The organism is Rhizobacter sp. P2_D12 (assembly GCF_056404395.1).
In genome coordinates, this window is record NZ_JBFUEB010000009.1 from 64,549 (window position 1) to 87,146 (window position 22,598).

16 protein-coding genes are annotated in these 22,598 nt (G+C 70.3%); 6 read left to right on the forward strand and 10 right to left on the reverse strand.

The features are described 5' to 3' along the window. Positions 1 to 18: 18 nt before the first annotated feature. Positions 19 to 1,512: a Fic family protein gene (locus tag AC1DYN_RS04670; RefSeq protein WP_477957943.1), complete on the reverse strand. Its 1,494-nt coding sequence runs from the start codon at positions 1,510 to 1,512 to the stop codon at positions 19 to 21. 70 nt (positions 1,513 to 1,582) lie between these two features. Between AC1DYN_RS04670 and AC1DYN_RS04675 the strand changes: the two genes are divergently transcribed. Beyond that, complete coding sequence (locus tag AC1DYN_RS04675; RefSeq protein WP_477957944.1) at positions 1,583 to 2,683, forward strand: threonine aldolase family protein; 1,101 nt, start codon at positions 1,583 to 1,585, stop codon at positions 2,681 to 2,683. On the opposite strand, the gene AC1DYN_RS04680 is transcribed toward AC1DYN_RS04675, so the two are convergent. The 6 genes from AC1DYN_RS04680 to glgC form a co-directional block, all read right to left on the reverse strand. Next, positions 2,673 to 3,788 (reverse strand): CAP domain-containing protein, encoded by a 1,116-nt coding sequence (locus AC1DYN_RS04680; protein WP_477957945.1) that lies wholly within the window; start codon positions 3,786 to 3,788, stop codon positions 2,673 to 2,675. The two genes, AC1DYN_RS04675 and AC1DYN_RS04680, sit on opposite strands and share 11 nt — an antisense overlap. A 109-nt stretch (positions 3,789 to 3,897) precedes the next feature. Further along, on the reverse strand, positions 3,898 to 4,863 hold the full coding sequence (locus AC1DYN_RS04685) for an aliphatic sulfonate ABC transporter substrate-binding protein (RefSeq protein WP_477957946.1): 966 nt from the start codon (positions 4,861 to 4,863) through the stop codon (positions 3,898 to 3,900). A gap of 97 nt (positions 4,864 to 4,960) precedes the next feature. Next, a complete protein-coding gene (locus AC1DYN_RS04690; RefSeq protein ID WP_477957947.1) occupies positions 4,961 to 6,907 on the reverse strand; it encodes a hybrid sensor histidine kinase/response regulator in 1,947 nt (648 codons plus the stop codon). Positions 6,908 to 6,991: 84 nt separating this feature from the next. After that, positions 6,992 to 7,240, reverse strand: a complete 249-nt coding sequence (locus AC1DYN_RS04695) for a hypothetical protein (protein WP_477957948.1) — start codon at positions 7,238 to 7,240, stop codon at positions 6,992 to 6,994. A 106-nt stretch (positions 7,241 to 7,346) separates the two neighbouring features. After that, on the reverse strand, positions 7,347 to 8,813 hold the full coding sequence (gene glgA / locus AC1DYN_RS04700; RefSeq protein WP_477957949.1) for a glycogen synthase GlgA: 1,467 nt from the start codon (positions 8,811 to 8,813) through the stop codon (positions 7,347 to 7,349). Beyond that, positions 8,810 to 10,078: a glucose-1-phosphate adenylyltransferase gene (gene glgC / locus AC1DYN_RS04705; protein WP_477957950.1), complete on the reverse strand. Its 1,269-nt coding sequence runs from the start codon at positions 10,076 to 10,078 to the stop codon at positions 8,810 to 8,812. The genes glgA and glgC overlap by 4 nt, the downstream gene beginning before the upstream one ends. Before the next feature lie 254 nt (positions 10,079 to 10,332). Here glgC and AC1DYN_RS04710 point away from each other — a divergent pair, with 254 nt between their 5' ends. The 5 genes from AC1DYN_RS04710 (at position 10,333) to AC1DYN_RS04730 (ending at position 20,113) form a co-directional block, all read left to right on the forward strand. Then, positions 10,333 to 12,798 (forward strand): glycogen/starch/alpha-glucan phosphorylase, encoded by a 2,466-nt coding sequence (locus AC1DYN_RS04710; protein ID WP_477957951.1) that lies wholly within the window; start codon positions 10,333 to 10,335, stop codon positions 12,796 to 12,798. 19 nt (positions 12,799 to 12,817) lie between these two features. Continuing rightward, complete coding sequence (gene glgB, locus AC1DYN_RS04715; RefSeq protein WP_477957952.1) at positions 12,818 to 15,001, forward strand: 1,4-alpha-glucan branching protein GlgB; 2,184 nt, start codon at positions 12,818 to 12,820, stop codon at positions 14,999 to 15,001. Further along, positions 14,998 to 17,076, forward strand: a complete 2,079-nt coding sequence (gene glgX, locus AC1DYN_RS04720) for a glycogen debranching protein GlgX (protein WP_477957953.1) — start codon at positions 14,998 to 15,000, stop codon at positions 17,074 to 17,076. Before glgB ends, glgX begins: the two co-directional genes overlap by 4 nt. Then, a complete protein-coding gene (gene malQ, locus AC1DYN_RS04725) occupies positions 17,073 to 18,581 on the forward strand; it encodes a 4-alpha-glucanotransferase (protein ID WP_477957954.1) in 1,509 nt (502 codons plus the stop codon). The genes glgX and malQ overlap by 4 nt, the downstream gene beginning before the upstream one ends. Positions 18,582 to 18,742: 161 nt before the next feature. After that, positions 18,743 to 20,113 carry a hypothetical protein gene (locus AC1DYN_RS04730; RefSeq protein WP_477957955.1) on the forward strand — a complete coding sequence of 457 codons (1,371 nt, stop codon included), beginning with the start codon at positions 18,743 to 18,745 and terminating at the stop codon, positions 20,111 to 20,113. A 62-nt stretch (positions 20,114 to 20,175) separates the two neighbouring features. On the opposite strand, the gene AC1DYN_RS04735 is transcribed toward AC1DYN_RS04730, so the two are convergent. The 3 genes from AC1DYN_RS04735 to AC1DYN_RS04745 form a co-directional block, all read right to left on the reverse strand. Beyond that, on the reverse strand, positions 20,176 to 21,315 hold the full coding sequence (locus tag AC1DYN_RS04735) for a branched-chain amino acid ABC transporter substrate-binding protein (RefSeq protein ID WP_477957956.1): 1,140 nt from the start codon (positions 21,313 to 21,315) through the stop codon (positions 20,176 to 20,178). Positions 21,316 to 21,609: 294 nt separating this feature from the next. Beyond that, complete coding sequence (locus AC1DYN_RS04740) at positions 21,610 to 22,062, reverse strand: hypothetical protein (RefSeq protein WP_477957957.1); 453 nt, start codon at positions 22,060 to 22,062, stop codon at positions 21,610 to 21,612. After that, complete coding sequence (locus AC1DYN_RS04745) at positions 22,059 to 22,499, reverse strand: DNA polymerase III subunit chi (RefSeq protein ID WP_477957958.1); 441 nt, start codon at positions 22,497 to 22,499, stop codon at positions 22,059 to 22,061. The genes AC1DYN_RS04740 and AC1DYN_RS04745 overlap by 4 nt, the downstream gene beginning before the upstream one ends. Positions 22,500 to 22,598: the final 99 nt, after the last annotated feature.

The following is a 22,598-nucleotide window of genomic DNA, read 5'->3' on the forward strand; positions in this document are numbered from 1 at the left end:
GGAGGGATGCAACTTGTGTTACGAAACAGGGCGGGATGCTGACAGCGCTTTCAATGTCGCCTTCTCGATGGCCTCGAACAGGCCCTCGGGCACCCGGCCCTGGAACTGCCTGCGCCGGTGCCTCGACACCGTGCCGCCTTGGTCGAGGCAGCTGAGGATCAGCGTGGCGAGGTCGTTGCCGCGCACGTCGAAACGCTCGCCGACCGCCTTCGCGACGGCGTCGTAGCGGGCCAGGAACTCGGTCTCCTGCCGCAGGTCGACCTCCAGCGCCTGCTCGGCCATGCGGTAGCCGAATTCCACGCAGGCGGTGGCATCCCAGTGGCGGTACAGGCCGGCATCGCCGCGGAACTGCAAGTCGTATTCGCCTTCGTCGATCCAGCGCACGTTCCAGAACTCGCGCACCGGACGCGAATAGCGCTGCAGCACGGCCATGTACTCATCCTCGTGGCGTTTCATCGCCACCGACACCGGCAGCAGCATGCCCTGCGGCAGCCGCCCCGAACTGCACAGCGCCTGGTGGAACAGGAAGCGCGACAACCGACCGTTGCCGTCCATGAACGGATGGATGAAGACGAAGCCGAACGACGCGATGGCCGCGGCGACGATCGGGTCGATGTGCGTCGGCGCGGCGTTCGCGAAGGCCATCAGCTCGTCCATCAGCTCGGGCACCAGTTCCGGCGGCGGCGGCACGCAGCTCACGCCGGCCGCGCCGCGCGCCGCGCTGCGCAGCCAGTTCTGGCCGGTGCGGAACTGCATCGCCTTGTCATGGGGGTTGCTGAGCGCCGAGTTCTGCAGCTCGACCAGGTAGTCCTCGGACAGCGCGCGCCCGTCGTGGGCCTGCTGCAGCAGCGCGATGAAGGTGCGGGCCTTGCCCTCGGTCGGCGTCTCGCGCTCGATCGCGAACGAATCCTCGGTCTCGTGCAGGTAGGCCCAGCCCAGCGCCCGGTCCATCATGCCGCCGCCCAGCGTGGCGATGAAGGCCTGTGTGCGGCCGAGCACGTCCGAGGCCATGGCCTTGTCCAGCCACGGCGTGCGCTCGACCGTGGCACACCAGCGCAGCGACCCCAGCCCGTTGAAGGCGACCCGCCAGCGGGCGTCGCGCCGCTCCGGGCCGGTCACGTGGCGCGCCGGATCGAACACCGGCACCGTGGGGCCGCTGACAGCCGGCAGGTCGCTCAGCTCGCGGCCGGTGAAGCGCTCCCACAGGCTGCACAGGATGCGGATGTAGCCACCGCTCGGGGCGCGGCGCAGCTCCGCCACCAGGGCGCCGGGGTCGACGCGCGGCAGCGCCTGTGCCAGGATCTGCAACTGGGTGCCCTCGTGCTTCAGCGCGAACAGCAGGTGCGCCAGCGGGTCGGCTGTCTGCGGCGCCACCTGCCTGGGAATGCCGATGAAGCTGTCGCCGGGCTCGATGCGCGTCACCGGCTTCAGCAACGCGGGCCGGCGCGGCGGCACGGCCTGCAGGCCCAGGCTTTCGCGCACGAACTCGTAGCCCAGGGCACGGGGGTTCATCTTGTCTTTCCGGAGCACAGATTTTCTTCATTTTAGGGGTTCGAGACGATTTTTTCTTAAACTCGCAGCCATGCCCCACACCCCCGAACAACGCCAGTTGCTGCGCAAGCAATGCACGCTCACCCTGCCCGACTTCGCGGCCCCGAGCCCGGCCGAGGAGTTCGCCCGCATGGCCGCCTGGTGCGAAGCCCGGGGCATCGAGCACGACCACTATGGCAACGGCGTGCTGGCCGAAGACTTCGAGCGCAAGCTCGCGGCGCTGCTGGGCAAGCCGGCCGCGGTCTTCATGCCCAGCGGCGTGATGGCGCAGCTGGCCGCGGTGCAGATCCACGCCGAGGCGGCGCGCCTGCCGCGCTTCGGCATGCACCCCACGTCGCACCTGGCGCTGCACGAGGAGCAGGCCTTCAGCGCGCTGCTCCACCTGCACGGCGTGCCGGTGGGCGACCGGCTGCGGCCGATGCTCGCGACCGACCTGGACGCGGCCGCGCAGCCGCTCGCCTGCGCCATCGTCGAACTGCCGATCCGCGAAGCGGGCGGCCAGTTGCCGTCGTGGGACGAACTGCTCGCGCTGCAGGCCGCCGCCCAGCAGCGCCGGCTGCCGCTGCACCTCGACGGCGCGCGGCTGTGGGAATGCGCGGCGTTCTACCAACGCTCCCATGCCGACATCGCCGCCGGCTTCGACTCGGTCTACGTGTCGCTCTACAAGGGCATCGGCGGCGTCTCGGGCGCGCTGCTGGCCGGCAGCGCCGATTTCGTCGCACAGGCGCGGCTGTGGCGCCGCCGCATGGGCGGCACGCTGTACCACCTGAGCCCGATGCTGGCGTCGGCCGCGATGCGCTTCGACGAGCGGCTGGCGCTGATGCCGGCGCTGTACCAGCGTGCGCTGTCCCTGGCGGCCGGGCTGGACGCGATCCCCGGCCTGCGCGTGAACCCGCGCGTGCCCCACACCAACCTGTTCCACCTGCACTTCGATGCGCCGGCCGACGCCGTGCTGCAGGCACGCGACGATCTGGCGCTGCACGAGCGCTGCTGGCTGTTCGGCCACGTGCGCGCCACCGAGGTGCCGGGCTGGAGCGCGACCGAGCTCTACGTCGGCGACCGGCTGCTGCAGGCCGACGACGCCACCGTGTTGCCGCTGTTCGAGCGGCTGGCCGCGGCCCTCAGGGCTTGATGAAGGTCACGTCGTAGTTGAAGCTCTTCGCGCTGCCGCCGATCTTCACGTTGGCGACGGTCACGCTCAGCTTCGTGTCGGCCGGTGCCCGCGACCAGGGCTGGCCGCTGCCGCCGATCGACCAGGCGACGGCGTTCTCGGCATAGCCGTTCGGCAGGCTCACGACGCCGGTCACCGGCACCGCGGTGCCGGCGTCGTCCTTCATCGTCACGGTGGCGGCCGAGAAATCGGCGTTCGGGTACGAGAACGACCAGCGCATCGCCGGCTCGGCGATCTTGTTGTCCCAGGGCACGTAGCCGCGCGGCGGCCAGGGCACGCCGTTCGGCACGGCGGGCGCGCTGCGGTCGAAGCTCAGCACCCACAGCGCGTTGCCCTGCGGCGTGTCGCCGGTGCCGACCTCGCCCAGGCGCAGGCTGAAGACCCAGCGACGGTGGCCCAGCGAGTCGACCCCGCCGTCCATCACGTACAGCGGGATCGAGCCGATGCCCGAGGCCTTGCCGTCGAGGCTGTTCAGCACCGTGCCCCAGGCGATGTTGGAGTTGCCGGCGGCCTCCGCGCCGTCGGCGCTGTAGCACTTCCAGCTGGTCGGTGGCGTGTGGTTGAGCTGGTCGTTCGCGTCGAACATCAGCGCGGCCTTCTGGGCCTTGGCGGACTTGGCAAGCGACAGCGCCAGGTCGCTCGGCAGCCCGGCCATCGCGCGGTAGTAGTTGACGAGCTTGATGACGGCGTTCTTGTACGCGAGCGGCGTGTCACCGGCCGTGCAGGCGTCGACGTTGCCGGTCCAGCTGAAGGGGGTCTTGCGCAGCGCAAGGAAGCCGTCCTGGTAGCGGGCCAGCACCTCGGCGCGGTTGCTGGTGTCGATGGCGACGAAGGCGGTATCGCTGGCGGGGGCCGGGGCCGGGGCCGGGGCTGGCGCGGGACTCGGTGCGGGTGCGGGTGCGGGTGCGGGTGCAGGTGCGGGCGCGGGTGTTGGGGCAGGCGCCGGTGCGGGCGTGCCACTGGTCGGCGGGTTGTCCGACGGCGCGGCATCGTCGCTGCTGCCACCGCAGGCGACGAGCACGAGGTTGAACAGGACGACAGCAGGCAGGAGACGGCGTGAAGACATCCCCCGGTCAAGCAAGCCAGGTGCCCGTGCTCCCGTGCGGCCTTTTCAGCCCCGATCCGACAGGCTGCCGCAATCTCCTGTTGCAGATGCGACGCGGGCTGTCAACGACTCACGCAGGACGCCACACCGGCGAGTCGCCGATGACCACGCGGCGCGGCAGGATCTGCGCTGCCGAGAAGGCATCGGCGATGCGCTGCTGCTCGGCCAGCGCCTCGGCGTCGACCGGCTGAACGCGGTAGCTGCGGCGCAGGTTTGCTGCCTCCACCGTCGCCGCGTCGAGGCCGATCACCGGCGCATGCCATTCGGCGGCCGGGCCGGGATTCTTCTTGATCCACTCGCCGGCCCGCTGCAGCTCGGCGAACACACCGGCCAGCACGTCGGGCCGGCGTTGCGCGTACGGCGTGCCGGCCAGGTAGAAGCGGCGGTAGCTCGACAGCGATCCACCGTCGAGCAGGATGCGCGCGCCGGCCTGGCGCTGCACGGCCGCGAGGAACGGGTCCCAGATCACCCAGGCCGCGACGCTGCCGTTCTCGAATGCGGCGCGCCCGTCGGCCGGGCTCAGGTAGGCCGGCTCGATGTCCTTGATCGACAGCCCCGCCTGGGCCAGCGCCTCCAGCAGCAGGTAGTGCGCGCCGGCGCCCTTCGCGAACGCGACCTTGCGCCCCTTCAGCTGTGCCACGCTCGTGATCGGGGAATCCTTGCGCACGACGATGGCCTGGGCCTGCGGCGACGGCGTCTCGATCGCGCAGTAGGTCAGCTTCGCGCCCGCTGCCAATGCGAACGGCGGCACCGCATCGGCGACGTCGGCCGTCAGCTCGATCGCGCCGACGTTCAGCGCCTCCAGCAGCGGCAGCCCGGACGTGAACTCGTGCCACGAGACGTTCACCTGCAGCGGCGCCAGCGCCTTCTCGAGCGTGCCGCGCGACTTCAGGAAGATCATCAGCGTCGACGATTTCTGGAAGCCGATGCGCAGCCTGTCGGGTTCGGCGGCGCGCGCGGCCAGCGGCAGGGAGGATGCGAAACCGGCCAGCATCAGCTGGCGGCGCAAGGCATCGGGGCGGCGGTGGAACGGCATCGTGAGGGTCTCGTCGGCGGGATCGAACCCGGCACGCTAAGCGCCGGCCCGGCGCCGCGCAACGACGCATTGCGCAGATCGATATCTGCCGCCGCGCTCAGGGCCGTGGCGGCGCCGTCCGCTCGATCGCCAGCGCGATCGCCCGCGACAGCTCGGCCTGCCCGAACGGCTTGGTCAGCCGCAGCACGAAGGCCGGCATCTGGGATTGCAGCTCGGCATAGCCGCTCGCGAGGATCACCGCGAGCTGCGGGAACTCGCGCCGCGCGGCATCCACCAGCTCGGCGCCGGTCATGTGCGGCATCGCGTGGTCGGTCAGCATCAGCCGGATCCGCGGCCGGCTGCGCAGCAAATCCAGCGCTTCCTGCGCCGAACCGGCGGCCACCACCTCGTGGCCCAGCTCCTCGAGCAGCGCCACCGCGTTGGCCAGCACCAGGCTGTCGTCGTCGACCACCAGCACTTGCATCGCCGGGGCCGCGCGGGGCGCATCGCCCGGGGCCACCGGCGCCAGCGCCTCGTCCGGGGTCGCCACCGGCAGCCACAGCGTCGCGGTGGTCCCGACGTCGGACCGGCTCTCCAGCGTGAACAGCCCGCCCGATTGCGACGCCAGCCCCTCCACCATCGACAGCCCGAGCCCTGTCCCCTTGCCGACGCCCTTGGTGGTGAAGAACGGCTCGGTGGCCCGCGCCAGCGTCACCTCGTCCATGCCTTCGCCCTGGTCGGCGACGCTGATGCGCACATAGGCGCCCGGTGCCAGCTTCGGCGGCGGGGAATCTGCCTCGCGGACGTCGATCGCGATCACGCCGCCGCGCGGCATCGCGTCGCGTGCGTTGACGGCCAGGTTCAGCAGCGCGAGCTCGAGCTGGTTCGCGTCCACGCGAACGCGCCGCACGTCCTGCGCCTGCGGCAGCTCGATGCGGATCGCCGGCCCGAGCGAGCGGTCCAGCAGGTCGGACATGCCCCGCACCAGCTCCAGCACGTCGACCGCCTCGGGCTTCAGGTCTTGCCGGCGCGCGAACGACAGCATGCGCTGCGTCAGCGATGCGCCGCGCCGCGCGCCGCGCATCGCGTTGTCGATCAGCCCGCTCACGCGCGGGTCGTCGCCGACGCGCCGGCGGATCATCTCCAGGCTGCTGATGACGACCATCAGCAGGTTGTTGAAGTCGTGCGCGACGCCGCCGGTCAGCTGGCCGATCGCATCCATCTTCTGCGACTGGAACAGCGATTCGCGGGCCCGCTCCAGCTCGTGCTGCGCCGCGCGCTGATCGGTGACGTCGCGCGTGACCTTGGCGAAGCCGAGGATGCGGCCGTGCTCGTCGCGGATCGGGTCGATCACGACGTTGGCCCAGAAGTGGCTGCCGTCCTTGCGCACGCGCCAGCCCTCGCTCTCGAAGCGGCCTTCGGCCGCGGCCAGCCGCAGCGCGCGCTCGGGCTGGCCCAGCGCGCGGTCCTCGTCGCGGTAGAAGGTGCTGAAATGGCGGCCGATGATCTCGTCCTGCCGCCAGCCCTTGATGCGCTGCGCGCCGGAATTCCAGCTGATGACGCGCCCCTCGGTGTCCAGCATGTAGATCGCGTAGTCGGTGACGCCCTGCACCAGCAGGCGGAACTGCTCCTGGCTGCGGTGCAGCGCCTGTTCGGCCGCACGGCGCTCGGTCAGGTCGCGCGTGATCTTCGCGAAGCCGAACAGCTCGCCCCGTTCGTCACGGATCGGGTCGATCACGACGTGGGCCCAGAACCGGCTGCCGTCCTTGCGCACGCGCCAGCCCTCGCCCTCGAACGTGCCATCGCGCAGCGCGGTGGCCAGCGCACGGGCCGGCAGGCCGGACGCACGGTCTTCCTCGGTGTAGAAGCGCGAGAAGTGCTGGCCGCGGATCTCGGCCTCGGTGTAGCCCTTGAAGCGCTGCGCGCCCGGGTTCCAGCTCGTCACGTGGCCGCGCGCGTCGAGCATGTAGATCGCGTAGTCGGTGATCGACGCGACCAGCAGGCGATAGAGGTCTTCCCGGCTGTCGTCGGCGGGGCCCTGGTTCACGGCTGCGAGATCGTCCATCGGTGTCGGCGCATCCTCGGAAGATTCCCGAGTATTGCAGGTGTTGCGCCGGCCACCCGGGCTGCGGACGCAGCCGGAACCGCCTCAGGCGCTCTCGACGCGGGTCCGGTCGCGGATCACCGAGCGCGCCGCCGTCACTGCATAGTGCAGCGCCGACTGCGGGTCGGTCCAGCAGCGGCCGTCGCACATCGCCTCGTCGCGCAACACCTCGTGCGGGGCGGCACAGCCGTGCACCTGCTTGACCACCACCGCGGCCACGTAACCGCCCTGCGCCATCTCGATCGCGCCGGCGTAGATCTTGAAGTCGCCGACCGTCAGTTCCTGGAAGTGCATGTGATTCTCTCCGCGCCGGCGCCGATGCCGGGACGGGGCGAACTGTGCCGCCAACGACGGCCGGTGGGAATCCGCAAGATGAAGGCCCCCGAAAGAGGGCCTGCCGTCAGCCGCCGCCGGGCGGCTGGCTCCTGCATTGCGCGTACAGGCGCATGTAGGATGCGGCGGCCACGTCCCACGAGAATTCCTGCGCCATCGCGCGGCGCATCAGCTGCTGCCACAGCGCCGGCTGCTGGTAGGCCAGCAGCAGGCGGTCGACCGTGGCCTCCAGCGCCATCGAGCTGGCGGCCTCGAACGAGAAGCCGGTGGCGCGGTCGGTGCGCATCGCCTCGTCGGTGGCGTCGACCACGGTGTCGACCAGGCCGCCGACGCGCCGCACGATCGGCAGCGTGCCGTAGCGCAAGGCATACAGCTGCGTCAGCCCGCAGGGCTCGAAGCGCGACGGCATCAGCAGCGCGTCGCTGCCGGCGATGATGCGGTGCGCCAGCGCCTCGTCGTAGACGGTGCGCACCGCCACCTGCTTCGGGTGGGCGCGCGCCGCGCCCTCGAAGGCCTGTTCGAGCATCCGGTCGCCGTTGCCCTGCAGCGCGAACTGCCCGCCGCGCTGCAGGATGCCGGGCAAGGCGGCCAGCACCAGGTCCAGCCCCTTCTGCGACGTGAGCCGGCTGACCACGCCGAACAACGGTGCGTCGGCGCGCGGCTCCAGCCCCATCTCGGTCTGCAGCGCGAGCTTGCACACCGCCTTGCCGACCAGCGAATCGCCCTGGTAGCGCTTGGCGATGCCCGGGTCGGTGGCCGGGTTCCAGACCGCCGGGTCGACGCCGTTCAGGATGCCGAAGACGTCGGCGCCGCGGCTGCGGATCACGCCGTCGAGCCCGCAGCCGAACTCGTGCGTCGCGATCTCGCGCGCATAGGTCGGGCTGACGGTGGTGATGCGGTCGGAAAACTTCAGCCCGGCCTTCATGAAGCTGAGCTGGCCGTGGTACTCGAGGCCCGGCGCGGCCATCAGCTTGGACGGCAGGTTCAGCAGGTGGAAATCGCCGGCCGGGAACAGCCCCTGGTAGGCCAGGTTGTGCACGGTGAAGATGCGCACCGCGCGGGTCGGCGGGTGCACCTGCGCGTAGGCACAGGCCATCGCCGCATGCCAGTCGTGCGTGTGCATCACGTCGGGCACCCAGCCGGGGTCGAGCTCGCCCGACGCGATGTGGGCCGCGACCCAGCCCAGCAGCGCGAAACGCTGCGCGTTGTCGGGCCATTCGCTGCCGTCCGGCGCCTGATAGGGGCTGCCGCCGCGCCGGTACAGGTGCGGCGCGTCGATCACGTAGGCCGGCAGGTGGCTGTACGGCATCGTGCCCAGCGTCAGGCGCACGCGCGCCGCGCCGAAGGCCGCGCCGATCTCGCACACCGTCTTCTGGTGCAGCACCGCGTCGGCGATGGCCGGCAGGCCCGGCAGCACCAGCCGCACGTCGGCGCCGGCATGCGCCAGCGCCTGCGGCAACGCGCCGGCAACGTCGGCCAGCCCGCCTGTCTTGACCAGCGGGAAGATCTCGGCAGCAACCTGGAGGACTTTCATGAAGTGAGCTTGGCGAGCATGTCGCGTGTGACGAGGGTGATGCCGTTCTCGGAACGGTGGAAGCGCTGGGCATCGAGCTCGGCATCCTCGCCGATCACCATGCCGTCGGGGATCACGCAGGCGCGGTCGACCACCACCCGCGTCAGGCGCGCATGGCGGCCGATCTGCGCGCCGGGCAGCAGCACCGACCAGTTGACGACCGAGTGCGAATGCACCCGCACGCTCGAGAACAGCACCGTGCGCGTGACCGAGCCCGAGACGATGCAGCCGCCCGACACCAGCGACTCGACTGCCATGCCGCGCCGGTCGTCCTGGTTGTGCACGAACTTGGCCGGCGGCAGCTGCTCTTGATACGTCCAGATCGGCCAGCGCTTGTCGTACAGGTTCAGCAGGGGGTCGGTGGCGGTCAGGTCGATGTTGGCATCCCAGTACGCATCGATCGTGCCCACGTCGCGCCAGTACGGCGCCTCGCCATGCCGCGTGCTGACGCAGCTCAGCTCGAACGGGTGGGCCGAGGCCTGGCCGTTGCGCACCGCGCGCGGGATGATGTCCTTGCCGAAGTCGTGGCTGGAGTCGGCGTCGCTCATGTCGCGCTCGAGCTCCTTGTAGAGGTAGCGCGCGTTGAAGATGTAGATGCCCATGCTGGCCAGCGCCATGTCGGGGCGGCCCGGCATCGGCGGCGGGTCGGCCGGTTTCTCGACGAAATCGACGATGTGGTTGTCCTTGTCGACCGCCATCACGCCGAAGGCCACTGCCTCGTGGCGCGGCACCGCGATGCAGCCGACGGTGCATTCGCGGCCCTTGGCCACGTGGTCGGCCAGCATCAGCGCGTAGTTCATCTTGTAGATGTGGTCGCCGGCCAGCACCACCACGTAGTCGGCACCGTAGCTCGCGAGGATGTCCTGGTTCTGGTAGACGGCGTCGGCGGTGCCGCGGTACCAGCTCTCGTCGTCGTTGCGCTGCTGCGCCGGCAGCAGGTCGACGAACTCGTTCATCTCGCTCTTCAGGAAGGCCCAGCCGCGCTGCAGGTGGCGCAGCAGGCTGTGCGACTTGTACTGCGTGATCACGCCGACGCGCCGGATGCCGGAGTTCATGCAGTTCGACAGCGCGAAGTCGATGATGCGGAACTTGCCGCCGAAGTAGACGGCCGGCTTGGCACGCCGGTCGGTCAGGTTCTTCAGGCGGCTGCCGCGACCGCCGGCCAGCACCAGCGCGACGGCGCGCTTGGGCAGGTCCAGGCTCAGCGCAAGATCGATGGGTTGCATGTTGTCTCCACAGGGATGGTCGGGGCCTGCCGCGATTGTGCATGCCCGCCCACCATTGAAGCACCGGCACCAAGCTTGCGCACACGCGGGCAAACGCGCAAAGTGCGGCGGCTGTACTACGGGCGCTACACCCCAAGTTGGCGCACGATGCCGGTTGACGCTGGCAAGACCGTATCGGACACTGCCGCGCGCGGCAGCACGCGTGGGCACCCGTCTTGCAGCACGCCCTCACCCCATGCAAAGGACGCCCGGCAATGACCACCCCCTTGACCACCCAGCAGATGCAGGCCGGCCTCGACGAACAACTCCTGAAGACCGTCGGCGTCGCGCCGCCGGCCGCCACCCCGGTGGACGTGATGCAAGGCGTGGCCCAGGTGGCACGCCAGCAGCTGTCCGAACGCTGGGTCCAGACCCAGGCCATCGAGCGCGCCGCCAAGGCGCGCCGCGTCTACTACCTGTCGATGGAGTTCCTGATGGGCCGCACGCTGTCGAACGCGCTGGCCGCGCTCGACCTGCGCGAACCGGCCGCCGCCGCGGTCGCGCTGCATGCACAGACGCTGGAAGACGTGGCCGAGCACGAGCCCGATGCGGCGCTCGGCAACGGCGGCCTCGGGCGGCTCGCGGCCTGCTTCCTCGATTCGATGGCGACGCTCGGCCTGCCCTCGTTCGGCTACGGAATCCGCTACGAGTACGGCATGTTCGCGCAAGGCATCCAGCACGGCCGCCAGGTCGAGCACCCGGATCCGTGGCTGGCCGACGGCACGCCCTGGGAGTTCCCGCGGCCCGGCACCAGCTACCCGGTGCGCTTCGGCGGCTACGTCGAGCAGCACACGCACGACGGCAAGACCCACCCCGTCTGGCGCTCGGCCGGCGCCGTCGAGGCCAAGGCCTACGACATGGTGATCCCCGGCCACGGCACGCAGAAGGTCAGCACGCTGCGGCTGTGGAAGGCCGCCGCGCCCGCCCACATCGACCTGCACGCCTTCAACACCGGCGACTACGCGCGCGCCGCCAGCGTGAAGAACGAGTACGAGAACATCTCGTGGGTGCTGTACCCGAACGACAGCACGCCGGCCGGCCGCGAGCTGCGGCTGCGCCAGGAATACTTCTTCACCAGCGCGTCCATCCAGGACATCGTCGGCCGCCACCTCGAGGAGCACGGCGCCCTGCAGAACCTGGCCGACAAGGTCGCCATCCACCTGAACGACACCCACCCGGCGATCGGCGTGGCCGAGCTGATGCGCGTGCTGTGCGACGAGCATGCGATGGCCTGGCCGGCAGCCTGGGAGATCACGCAGAAGACCTTCTCGTACACCAACCACACGCTGATGCCCGAGGCGCTGGAGACCTGGGCGGTGGCGCTGATGCAGCAGGTGCTGCCGCGCCACCTGGAGATCATCTTCCGCATCAACCAGGAGTTCCTCGACATGGCCGCGAAGCAGCGGCCGGGCGACGACGGCTTCCTGCGCCGGCTGTCGCTGATCGACGAATCGGGCGAGCGCCGCGTGCGCATGGCCAACCTGTCGATCGTCGGCAGCCACAAGGTGAACGGCGTGTCGGCGCTGCACTCCGACCTGCTCACCAAGACCATCTTCGCCGACTTCGCGAGCCTGTTCCCCGAGCGCTTCACCAACATGACGAACGGCGTGACGCCGCGGCGCTGGCTGGCGCAGGCCAACCCGGGCCTCGCGCACCTGCTCGACCAGACCCTCGGCCGCGGCTGGCGGCTCGACCTGGACCAGCTCGCCCAGCTGAAGGAACACGCCGGCAACGAGGCCTTCCGCAGCAAGTTCGCCGCCATCAAGCTGAACAACAAGAAGCGCCTGGCCGATCACATCCTGCGCCACACGGGCATCCACGTCGACCCGGGCAGCCTGTTCGACGTGCAGGTCAAGCGCATCCACGAGTACAAGCGCCAGTTGCTGAACGTGCTGCACGTCGTCACGCGCTACCTGGCCATCGTCGACAACCCGAACGCCGACTGGGTGCCGCGCACGGTGATCTTCGCCGGCAAGGCGGCCTCGTCGTACCAGACCGCGAAGTCGATCATCCGGCTCATCCACGACGTCGGCACGGTGGTCAACGCCGACCCGCGCGTGGGCGGCAAGCTGCGCGTGGTGTTCATCCCGAACTACGGCGTCTCGGTGGCCGAGGTCATCATGCCCGGCGCCGACCTGTCGGAGCAGATCTCGACCGCCGGCACCGAGGCCTCGGGCACCGGCAACATGAAGCTGGCGCTGAACGGCGCGCTGACCATCGGCACCGACGACGGCGCGAACATCGAGATCCGACAGAGCGTGGGCGACGACAACATCTTCATCTTCGGGCTCAAGACGCCCGAGGTGCAGGCGCTGAAGGCCTCGGGCTACCACCCGATGCGCCACTACGAAGGCAACCCGGTGCTGAAGACGGTGCTCGACGCGATCTCCGGCGGCCTGTTCTCGCCCGACGAGCGCGACCGCTACCGCCCGCTGATCGATTCGCTGCTGTGGGGCGGCGACCACTACCTGCTGCTGGCCGACTACGACGCCTACGTGCAGGCGCAGTTGCGCGTGGACACGCTGTTCGGCCACCGCGAGGCCTGGATCGCGCGCGCCATCGCCAACGTGGCCGGCATGGGCGCGTTCTCGGCCGACCGGACGATCCGCGCGTACGCCCGCGAGATCTGGAACATCGACCCGGAGCTGAAGCCCACGTCGGCGCTACGATCGGCGGCATGACGCCCTGTCCTGCCCTGCCATGCTGACGCCCGCCGAGATCGAGCACATCCGCCATGCCCGCCACGGCGACCCGTTCTCGGTGCTGGGCGTGCATGCCGACCCCACTGGCCAGCGCTGGCTGCGCTGCTTCCAGCCGGGCGCGAAGGCGGCCCTGGCGCTCGATGCGGCCAGCGGCCAGCCGCTGGCCATCCTGACCCAGCTGCACCCGGACGGCGTGTTCGAGGGCATGCTGGGCAACGCGGCCGGCCGCTACCGGCTGCAGTTCACCTGGAACGACGGCTCCACGTCGGTGGTCGACGATCCCTACCGCTTCCCGCCCGTGCTGGGCGAGCTCGACGTCTGGCTGCTCGCCGAGGGCACGCACCTGCGGCCCTACGAGACCCTGGGCGCGCAGGCCCGCACGCTCGATGGCGAGCCGGGCACCAGCTTCGCGGTGTGGGCGCCGAACGCGTCGCGCGTCAGCGTGGTCGGCGACTTCAACCACTGGGACGGCCGCATCCACCCGATGCGCCTGCGCCGCGAATGCGGCGTCTGGGAGATCTTCCTGCCCGGCATCGCCGAGGGCGCGCGCTACAAGTACGAGATCCGCACGCGCGACGGCCACGTGCTGCCGCAGAAGGCCGACCCGTATGCGCTGCAGTCCGAGTTGCGGCCCGCCACCGCCAGCGTGGTGTCGCACATGCCGCGGCTCGCCCCGCCATCGCCGCAGCGCCAGCAGTCGAACGCGCTCGACGCGCCGGTCAGCATCTACGAGGTGCACCTGGGCTCGTGGCGGCGCAAGCCCGAAGAAGGCGACCGCTGGCTGGACTGGGACGAGCTGGGCGACACGCTGGTGCCGTATGCGCAGGACATGGGCTTCACCCACCTGGAGCTGATGCCGGTCAGCGAGCACCCGTTCGACGGCTCGTGGGGCTACCAGCCGGTGGGGCTGTATTCGCCCACCGCGCGCTTCGGCGACGCGCCGGGCTTCCGCCGCTTCGTCGACCGCTGCCATTCGGCCGGGCTGGGCGTGCTGCTCGACTGGGTGCCGGCGCATTTCCCGAGCGACGTGCACGGGCTGGCGCAGTTCGACGGCACCCACCTGTACGAATACGCCGACCCGCGCGAGGGCTTCCACAACGACTGGAACACGCTGATCTACAACCTGGGCCGCACCGAGGTGCGCAACTTCCTGGTCGGCAATGCGCTGTACTGGCTGGAGCGTTTCGACGTCGACGGGCTGCGCGTCGATGCGGTCGCGTCGATGCTGTACCGCGACTACAGCCGCGAGCCCGGCGAGTGGATTCCCAACGTGCACGGCGGGCGCGAGAACCTGGAGGCCATCGCCTTCCTGAAGCGCATGAACGAGGTGGTGGGTGTCGAGCGGCCGCAGGCGGTGACGCTGGCCGAGGAATCGACGGCCTTCCCGGCGGTGTCGCGGCCGACCTTCGCCGGCGGGCTGGGCTTCCACTACAAGTGGAACATGGGCTGGATGCACGACACGCTGAAGTTCATGGCGCGCGACCCGATCCACCGCCGGCACCACCACGACGAGATGACCTTCGGGCTGGTGTACGCCTTCAACGAGAACTTCGTGCTGCCGCTGTCGCACGACGAGGTGGTGCACGGCAAGGGCTCGCTGCTCGCCAAGATGCCGGGCGACCGCTGGCAGAAGTTCGCCAACCTGCGCGCCTATTTTGGCTTCATGTACGGGCACCCGGGCAAGAAGCTGCTGTTCATGGGCGGCGAGTTCGCGCAGGAGCGCGAGTGGGACCACGACCGCAGCCTCGACTGGCACCTGCTGGACGACGGCCTGCACGGGGGCATGCAGCGCCTGGTGCGCGACCTGAACCGCTTCTACCGCGCGGCGCCCGCGCTGTACGAGCAGGATTTCGTGCCGGCCGGCTTCGAATGGCTGGACCACCAGGACGCGGCGCATTCGGTGATCAGCTTCGTGCGGCATGCGCGCGACGGCCGCTCGATGGTGATGGTGGTCGTCAACCTGACGCCCACCGTGCACCACGGCTTTCGCATCGGCGTGCCGCGGGCCGGCGAGTACCGCGAGCGCATCAACACCGATTCGGCGTTCTATGGCGGCAGCAACGTGGGCACGCCGCTCGGCGCGGCGCGCTCGGAGGGCGTGCGCTGGCACGGGCGCGAGCAGTCGGTGCTGCTGACGCTGCCGCCCTTGGCCACCGTGTTCCTCGAGTGGACCGAAGGATGACGGAACTGCAACCGGGGCGCCCGTGGCCGCTGGGCGCGCACTGGGACGGCTACGGCATCAACTTCGCGGTCTTCTCCGAGCATGCGCAGGGCATCGACCTGTGCCTGTTCGACGACGCCGGCACGCAGCAGCGTTCGCGCACCGCGCTGCCCGGCCACACGCAATACGTCTGGCACGGCTACCTGCCCGGTGCGCAGCCGGGGCTGGTGTACGGGCTGCGCGCGCGCGGCTCGTGGCGGCCCGACCGCGGCTACCGCTTCAACCCGTACAAGCTGCTGCTCGACCCGTATGCGCGCGAGATCGTCGGCCACTTCGACTGGAACGCGCCGCACTTCGGCCAGGACCGGCAGGCCCCGCACGAGATGGACCTGCGCGACAACGGACCGCAGGCACTGAAGGCACGCGTGGTGCACGACCGCTTCGACTGGGGCGGCGACGTGCGCCCGTTCACGCCGGCGGCCGACACCGTGCTCTACGAGGTGCACGTCAAGGGCTTCACGAAGCTGCACCCCGGCGTGCCCGAGGCGCAGCGCGGCACCTATGCGGGCCTGGCCAGCGATGCGGCGATCGCCCACCTGCAGCGGCTGGGCGTCACGGCGGTCAGCCTGCTGCCGGTGCACCAGGCGCTCGACGAGGAACGGCTGGTGCGCATGGGCCTGCGCAACTACTGGGGCTACAACACCGTCGGCTTCTTCTGCCCCGATCCGCTGCTCGCGTCGGCCGCAGGAGGCGCCGCGGTGCGCGACGAGTTCCGGCAGATGGTGAAGCGGCTGCACCAGGCCGGCATCGAGGTGATCCTCGACGTCGTCTACAACCACAGCGCCGAGACCGACGAGAACGGGCCGACGCTGCATTTCCGCGGGCTGGACAACCTGGCCTACTACCGGCTGCGGGCCGACAACCGCGCGCTGTACGTCAACGACACCGGCACCGGCAACACGCTGGACCTGCGCCACCCGCGGGTGCTGCAGCTGGTGACGGACAGCCTGCGCTACTGGGTGTCGGAGATGCACGTCGACGGCTTCCGCTTCGACCTGGCGCCGGTGCAGGGCCGCGGCGAACACGGCTTCGACCGCAACGCGCCCTTCTTCCATGCCATCGCGCAGGACCCGCTGCTGTCGACCGTCAAGCTGATCGCCGAGCCCTGGGACATCGGCATCGGCGGCTACCAGCTGGGCCAGTTCCCGGTCGGCTGGGCCGAGTGGAACGACCGCTTCCGCGACACCGTGCGCAGCTTCTGGCTGCGCGGGCCGGGCACGCGCGGCGAGCTCGCGCAGCGGCTGTGCGCGTCGTCCGACGTGTTCCACCCGCGCGGACGGGCGCCGTCGGAATCGGTCAACTTCATCGTCGCGCACGACGGCTTCACGCTGGCCGACCTGGTGCGCTACGAGGCCAAGCACAACGAGGCCAACGGCGAAGGCAACCGCGACGGCCACGACCACAACCACAGCTGGAATGCCGGCGTCGAGGGGCCGAGCGACGACCCGGGCGTGCTGGCCCTGCGCGGGCGGCTGCAGCGCGTGCTGCTGGCCACGCTGCTGCTGGCGCAGGGCACGCCGATGCTGGCGGCCGGCGACGAGCTGGGGCACAGCCAGCGCGGCAACAACAACGCCTACTGCCAGGACAACGCGATCAGCTGGATCGCATGGACCGACACGGACGACGCGCTGGTCGCCTTCACCGAGCGCGTGCTGGCGCTGCGCCGCGAGCTGCGGCCGCTGGCCGACCGCTGGTACAGCGGCCTGCCCGATGCGCACGGCCGGGCCGACCTGGCGTGGCTGCAGGCCGATGGCACGCCGCTCGAAGGCGACGCCTGGAACGACCCGGCGCAGCGCGTGCTGGGCGCGTGCATCGGCGCACCGGGGCGCTCGGCGCAGCCGCTGCTGCTGCTGATGAACGGCGGCGACGTCGACGCGCCGTTCGCGCTGCCGGCGGGCACGTGGCGCGTGCTGCTGGACACGGCGGCGCTGACGTCGCAGCAGCCGATGGTGCAAACTCTGCTGGCGCTGGCGGCCCACAGCCTGGTGCTGCTGGTGCTGGAATCGTCTCCGAGACCCGAGGGCCCGCGACCATGAGATTCCCCCGTGCGAGCGGCGTGCTGCTGCACCCCACCTCGCTGCCCGGCCCGCACGGCAGCGGCGACTTCGGGCCGTCGGCCTGTCACTTCGTCGACTGGCTGGTGGCGGCAAAGCAGCGCCTGTGGCAGATGCTGCCGCTGGGCGGCATCGGGCCCGGCAACTCGCCGTACATGAGCAGCTCGGCCTTCGCGGGCAACGTGCTGCTGATCGACCTGGAAGAGCTGGGGCGCGAAGGCTGGCTCAGCCCCTACGAGCTGGCGCCGCCCGAAGGCATCGAGGCGCACCGCCTGAACTTCGCCGCCGTCCATCCCTTCCGCATGGACCGCCTGGCCCGCGCCGCGCAGCGCTTCGCCGCGACGACCACGCCGCAGCAGGCCGCCGAGCTGGCGGCCTTCTGCGAGCAGCACGCCAGCTGGATCGACGACTACGCGCTCTTCATGGCGCTGGCCGACCACCACGACTGGCAGCCCTGGTGCGACTGGGCCCCCGGGCTGGCGCGGCGCGAACCGGCCGCGCTGGCGGCGGCCCGCACGCAGCATGCCGGGCGCATCGCGTTCTGGAAGTTCTGCCAGTGGCGTTTCTTCAAGCAGTGGGAGCGGCTGAAGGACTATGCCAACAGCCGCGGCGTGCAGGTGATCGGCGACGCGCCGATCTTCATCGCCTACCAGAGCGCCGAGGTGTGGGCGCGGCAAGACCTGTTCGAGCTCGACGCGCAGGGCCGGCCGACGGTGGTGGCCGGCGTGCCGCCCGATTTCTTCAGCGCCACCGGCCAGCGCTGGGGCAACCCGCTGTACCGCTGGAGCGCGCATGCGGCCGAAGGCTATGCGTGGTGGGTCGAGCGCATCCGCCGCACCTTCGAGCTGGTCGACATCGTGCGCATCGACCATTTCCGCGGCTTCGCGAGCTACTGGGAGATCCCGGCCAGCGAGGAGACCGCCGTCAAGGGGCACTGGCGGCCCGGCCCGGGCGAGGCGCTGTTCGACGCGATCGCCAATGCGCTGGGCACGCTGCCCATCATTGCCGAGGACCTGGGCGTCGTGACGCCCGACGTCGAGGCGCTGCGCCACAGGTTCTCGCTGCCCGGCATGCGGATCCTGCACTTCGCGTTCGGCGGCGACAGCCGCAACCCTTTCCTGCCGCACAACCACCAGCCCGACACCGTGGTCTACGCCGGCACGCACGACAACGACACCAGCGTCGGCTGGTGGGCCAGCGCGACGCCGGCCGAGCGCGAGCACGCTATGGCCTACCTGCCGACCAACGGCGAGGACATCGCCTGGGACCTGATCCGCAGCGCCTGCGCATCGGTGGCCGATACCGCGGTGCACCCGATGCAGGACGTGCTGCGCCTGGCCGGCGCCGACCGCATGAACTTCCCCGGCAAGCCCTCGGGCTACTGGGAGTGGCGTTTCAGCTGGGACCAGGTGAAGCCGGCGCATGCGCAGGAGCTGGCGCTGCTGTGCCGGCTGTATGGCCGGGATGGCCTGCCGCCGGCGCACTGAGGCTTCGGATCGCGCGACAGCACTGCGCGCGGCGGCGCTGCCGCCCGGCCGGCGACGCCGATCATGGGGCCACACCCCGTTCTCGTGACCGCCTCGCTGCCGATCGCCTCCCCGCGACCGGCAACGGAATTGCCCTTCCCGCAATCCAGCCGAGGTCTCTCATGCCGCTTCCATCGCTCCCCAGCTCGCCACGCACATCACCCCCCGTTTCCAGCACGCCCCTGCCGCTGCCGCCCAGCCGCGTCACACCCACGCCGGCGCGCCCGAACAGCGCGCTGGCCACGGGCCATGCCGACCTGGGCCCGCTGCGTCGCACGCGCTCGAACCCCGAGACCTCGGCGGCGCAGCGCCCACGCACCAGCGCCTCGCTGCAGCCGCTGGCGCCTCTCGCACCGGCCGACCCTGCGTCCATCGCGCACGCGTCGATGGAGCTGTTCGACGTGCTGGACGACCCGGCCCAGGCGCCACAGCGCAAGCTGATCGCCCGCATCGGCGACGACGTGATGAAGGGCATGCGCTTCGTCGCCAACAACGAGGCCACGTCGGCGACCGGCCAGGCGCTGAACAGCGTGGCCAACATCGCGGCGCGCAACCTGATCAGCGTGGGCCTGACGACCGAAGTGCGGCAGCTGATGACCGCGGTCTTCAAGGCCGGCTTCGACAAGCACCTGTCGCCGCAGGCGCAGACGGCGCTCGCGATGACGGTGATCGCGGTGCCGATGCTGCTGAACCTGGTCGGTGCCTATGCCGACCACCATGACGGTACCGGCACCGCGCGCTCGTGGGCCGGGCGCGGCATGAACCTGGCGCTGGGCATCTCGGCGGTGGCGCTGGCGGCGACGGCCGGAACGACCGCGGACAACGCCGCGCAGTGCGTCTCGACCGTCATCTACTGCGCGATCCGCGATGCGGTGCAGGCCAGCCTGCGCCTGCCGGACGACAGCGACGGCCAGCACCTGGCCGCGGTCGGGCTGACCGGCGCGCTGTACGTGCCGAACCAGCTGGCGGTGAACCGCGGCATGACGGTGTACGGCTCACCGTCGGGTGCGTCGGCGGCGGGCCGGATCGGCGAGCGGGCCGGCAAGGACGTGGTGCGCGCCGGCATCAACACCGCCGGCGAGACGGTGGACGACGTGGTCGACATGGCGTTGCACGCGATGCTGCAGGGCAAGCCGTTCAAGGTGCGGCTGGAGGCCGGCCTGCCGACCGCGCAACAGGCGATGGACAAACTGCTGCGCATGGGCTCGGCGCGGCCGGCGGTCTTCATCAGCAGCCTGCTGCTCAACAACCTGGTCGACCAGTGCCTGGTGGCGCTGCCGCCGGAGCAACGCCAGGGGCTGCTGTCGACGATCACCGCGGCGGTGCCGGGCGCCGACAAGTGCCTGGTGCCATCGACGCTGCTGACGAAGGCGGGCATCAGCATGGTGTCGGACGTGACCTTCGCGACGCTGATCGGGCTGCTGCGGATTCCGCAGGTGCTGCAGGCCGGGCAGAAGGACAGGCCCGCGCCGGCGGAGCGCAGCGAGGCTTGAGGCCCGGAATGAAAAAGGCCGCCCGAAGGCGGCCTTTCATCAAGCGCAGAACAGAACCTGGCTCAGCGCACCACGGCGATCTGCTCGCGCTTCTCACCCTTGTAGGTGAAGAGCGTCAGCGCGCCGTTCTTGATGTCGCCCTTCTCGTCGAACGAGATGGTGCCCGTCACGCCCTTGTAGCCTTCGGTCTTGGCCAGCACCGGCAGGTACTTGGCCGGGTCGGACGAACCGGCCTTGACCATCGCGGCGACCATCACGTTGACGGCGTCATACACGTACGGGGCGTAGATCTGCACGTCGGCGCCGAACTTCTTCTTGAAGTCTTCGCGGAACTTGTCCATGCCGACCTTCTGCGTGCCTTCGACACCACCGGCTTCCGCGCACACCACCTGACCGTCGGCCATCGCGCCAGCAGCCAGCTTCGGCAGCTCGCCCGAGCAGATGCCGTCGCCGCCCATGAACTTGGCGTTGATGCCCAGCTGCTTCATCTGGCGGATCATCGGGCCGGCCACGGCGTCCATGCCGCCGTAGAACACGACGTCCGGGTTCTTCGACTTGATCTGGGTCAGGATGGCGGTGAAGTCGGTCGCCTTGTCGGTCGTGAACTGGTGCGACACGGTGCTGCCGCCCGCGCCCTTCACGCCCTTCTCGAACTCGTCGGCCACGCCCTGGCCGTAGGCGGTGCGGTCGTCGATGACGGCGATCGACTTGCCCTTCAGTTCCTTGACGGCATAGCGGCCCAGCGTGCCGCCCAGGTGCACGTCGTCAGCCACCACGYGGAAGGTGGTCTTGTAGCCGTTGCGGGTGAACTTGGGGTTGGTCGCCGACGGGCTGATCTGCGGAATGCCGGCGTCGCTGTAGACCTTGGACGCGGGAATCGAGGTGCCCGAGTTCAGGTGGCCGACCACGCCATTGACCTTGGAGTCGACCAGCTTCTGGGCGACGGCCGTGCCTTGCTTCGGATCGCCGGCATCGTCTTCGGCCTGCAGCTCGAGCTTGACCTTCTTGCCGCCGATCGTCACGCCCTTGGCGTTCAGCTCGTCGATGGCCATGCGTGCGCCGTTCTCGTTGTCCTTGCCCAGGTGGGCGATGCCGCCGCTGGTCGGGGCAACGTGGCCGATCTTCACGACTTCCTGGGCGGACACCGCACCGGCGAACAGGGTCGCGGCGGCGACGGCCAGGACATTGAGCTTGTATTGCATGCAAAAACCTCCGGGGTTTGAAAAGAGATGACGGGTGAGGAGTAGTCAGCCTCAGCGGGCGCAACGTTACCCGAAAAAAATCCGCGTCCATTGCGGGAATCCTCGGGGCACGTTGTGCGATGTCCTCAGTGGGACGGGGTTGGGCTCGCTGAAGACATGACCCATGAACGAGCAAGTTCCGGGCCGCGTTGATAGGGAATACCAGGGCCCCCCAGTCGCTTCGCTCCTGCCCCCAAGGGGCGCCACCCCAGGTGCCCGGCAAAGCCGGTTCACCGGGGCGTTGCTTGATCGGCCTCAACGACCTCGCTGGCGTTGAAGCTCTTGCGCGACCGCACGGCTGACGATCTCGCGCAGCGTGGTCGCGAGCTCGTTGCGCGTGTCGCGTATCAATGAATCGGCGATGCGTGCCAACGTCGGCGCCAGCATCTCGCGCAGGCGGTATTCGAAGACCAGGTCGAGCTGGCGCTGCACGTCCATCAGCACGCGCTGCACCACCAGTTCTTCGTTGATCGGCGCAGCAACGGGCGCCGCCGGCGGCGCCGACCGCGGCATCGTCGCGGCGGCGGCCGGCCTCGCGACGTGCGAGACAGGCGGCGGCGGTGGCAGGGCAGCCGGTGCCGTTGGCGCAAACGATGGCGCTGCATCGGCGACCTCGCCCACCGGAATACCCGCGTCGCGTTCGGTGGGCACGACCTCCGTCAGCACCGGGAGCCGGTGCGGCGGCTGCTGGCGTGGCGGCGTGCTCACCCAGCCTCCTGCGCCACGTCGTGCTTGATGATCGGGTAGCCGCGGTCGGCGTAGTGCTTCCAGCGCGCACGGCCGGCCTGGCGGTCTTCGCCGTCGCGCGAGACCAGCTCGATCACGCGGGTGAAGCTCTCGAAGCCCTCGGCCAGCTCATCGCCCAGGTTCAGCAGGATCTCGTGGTGCGGCGCGTCGGCCAGCCGGTCGACCAGCCACACCGGCGTGTGCGCCAGGCGTGGCGCCAWCGGCTGGCCGGCGCGTGCATGCACATGGGGCACGAAGTCGGTCGGCTCGAACACCCACAGCTGCTTGTCGAGGCGCCCGAGCACCGCGGCGGGGCCTGCCACCACCACCCGTGCACCGCGGCGAGTCGCCTTGCGCAGCAACCTGCACGCATAGCCCAGCCGATCGGGCACGTTGAAGTGGAAGCTGACCTCGGTCATGTACGGCCCCCCAGTCGCTTCGCTCCTGCCCCCGAGGGGCGCCTCCCCTCGGCCCGGCGGAGCCGGATCCTGGGGAGTTGCTGGATGGGGCAACGTGGA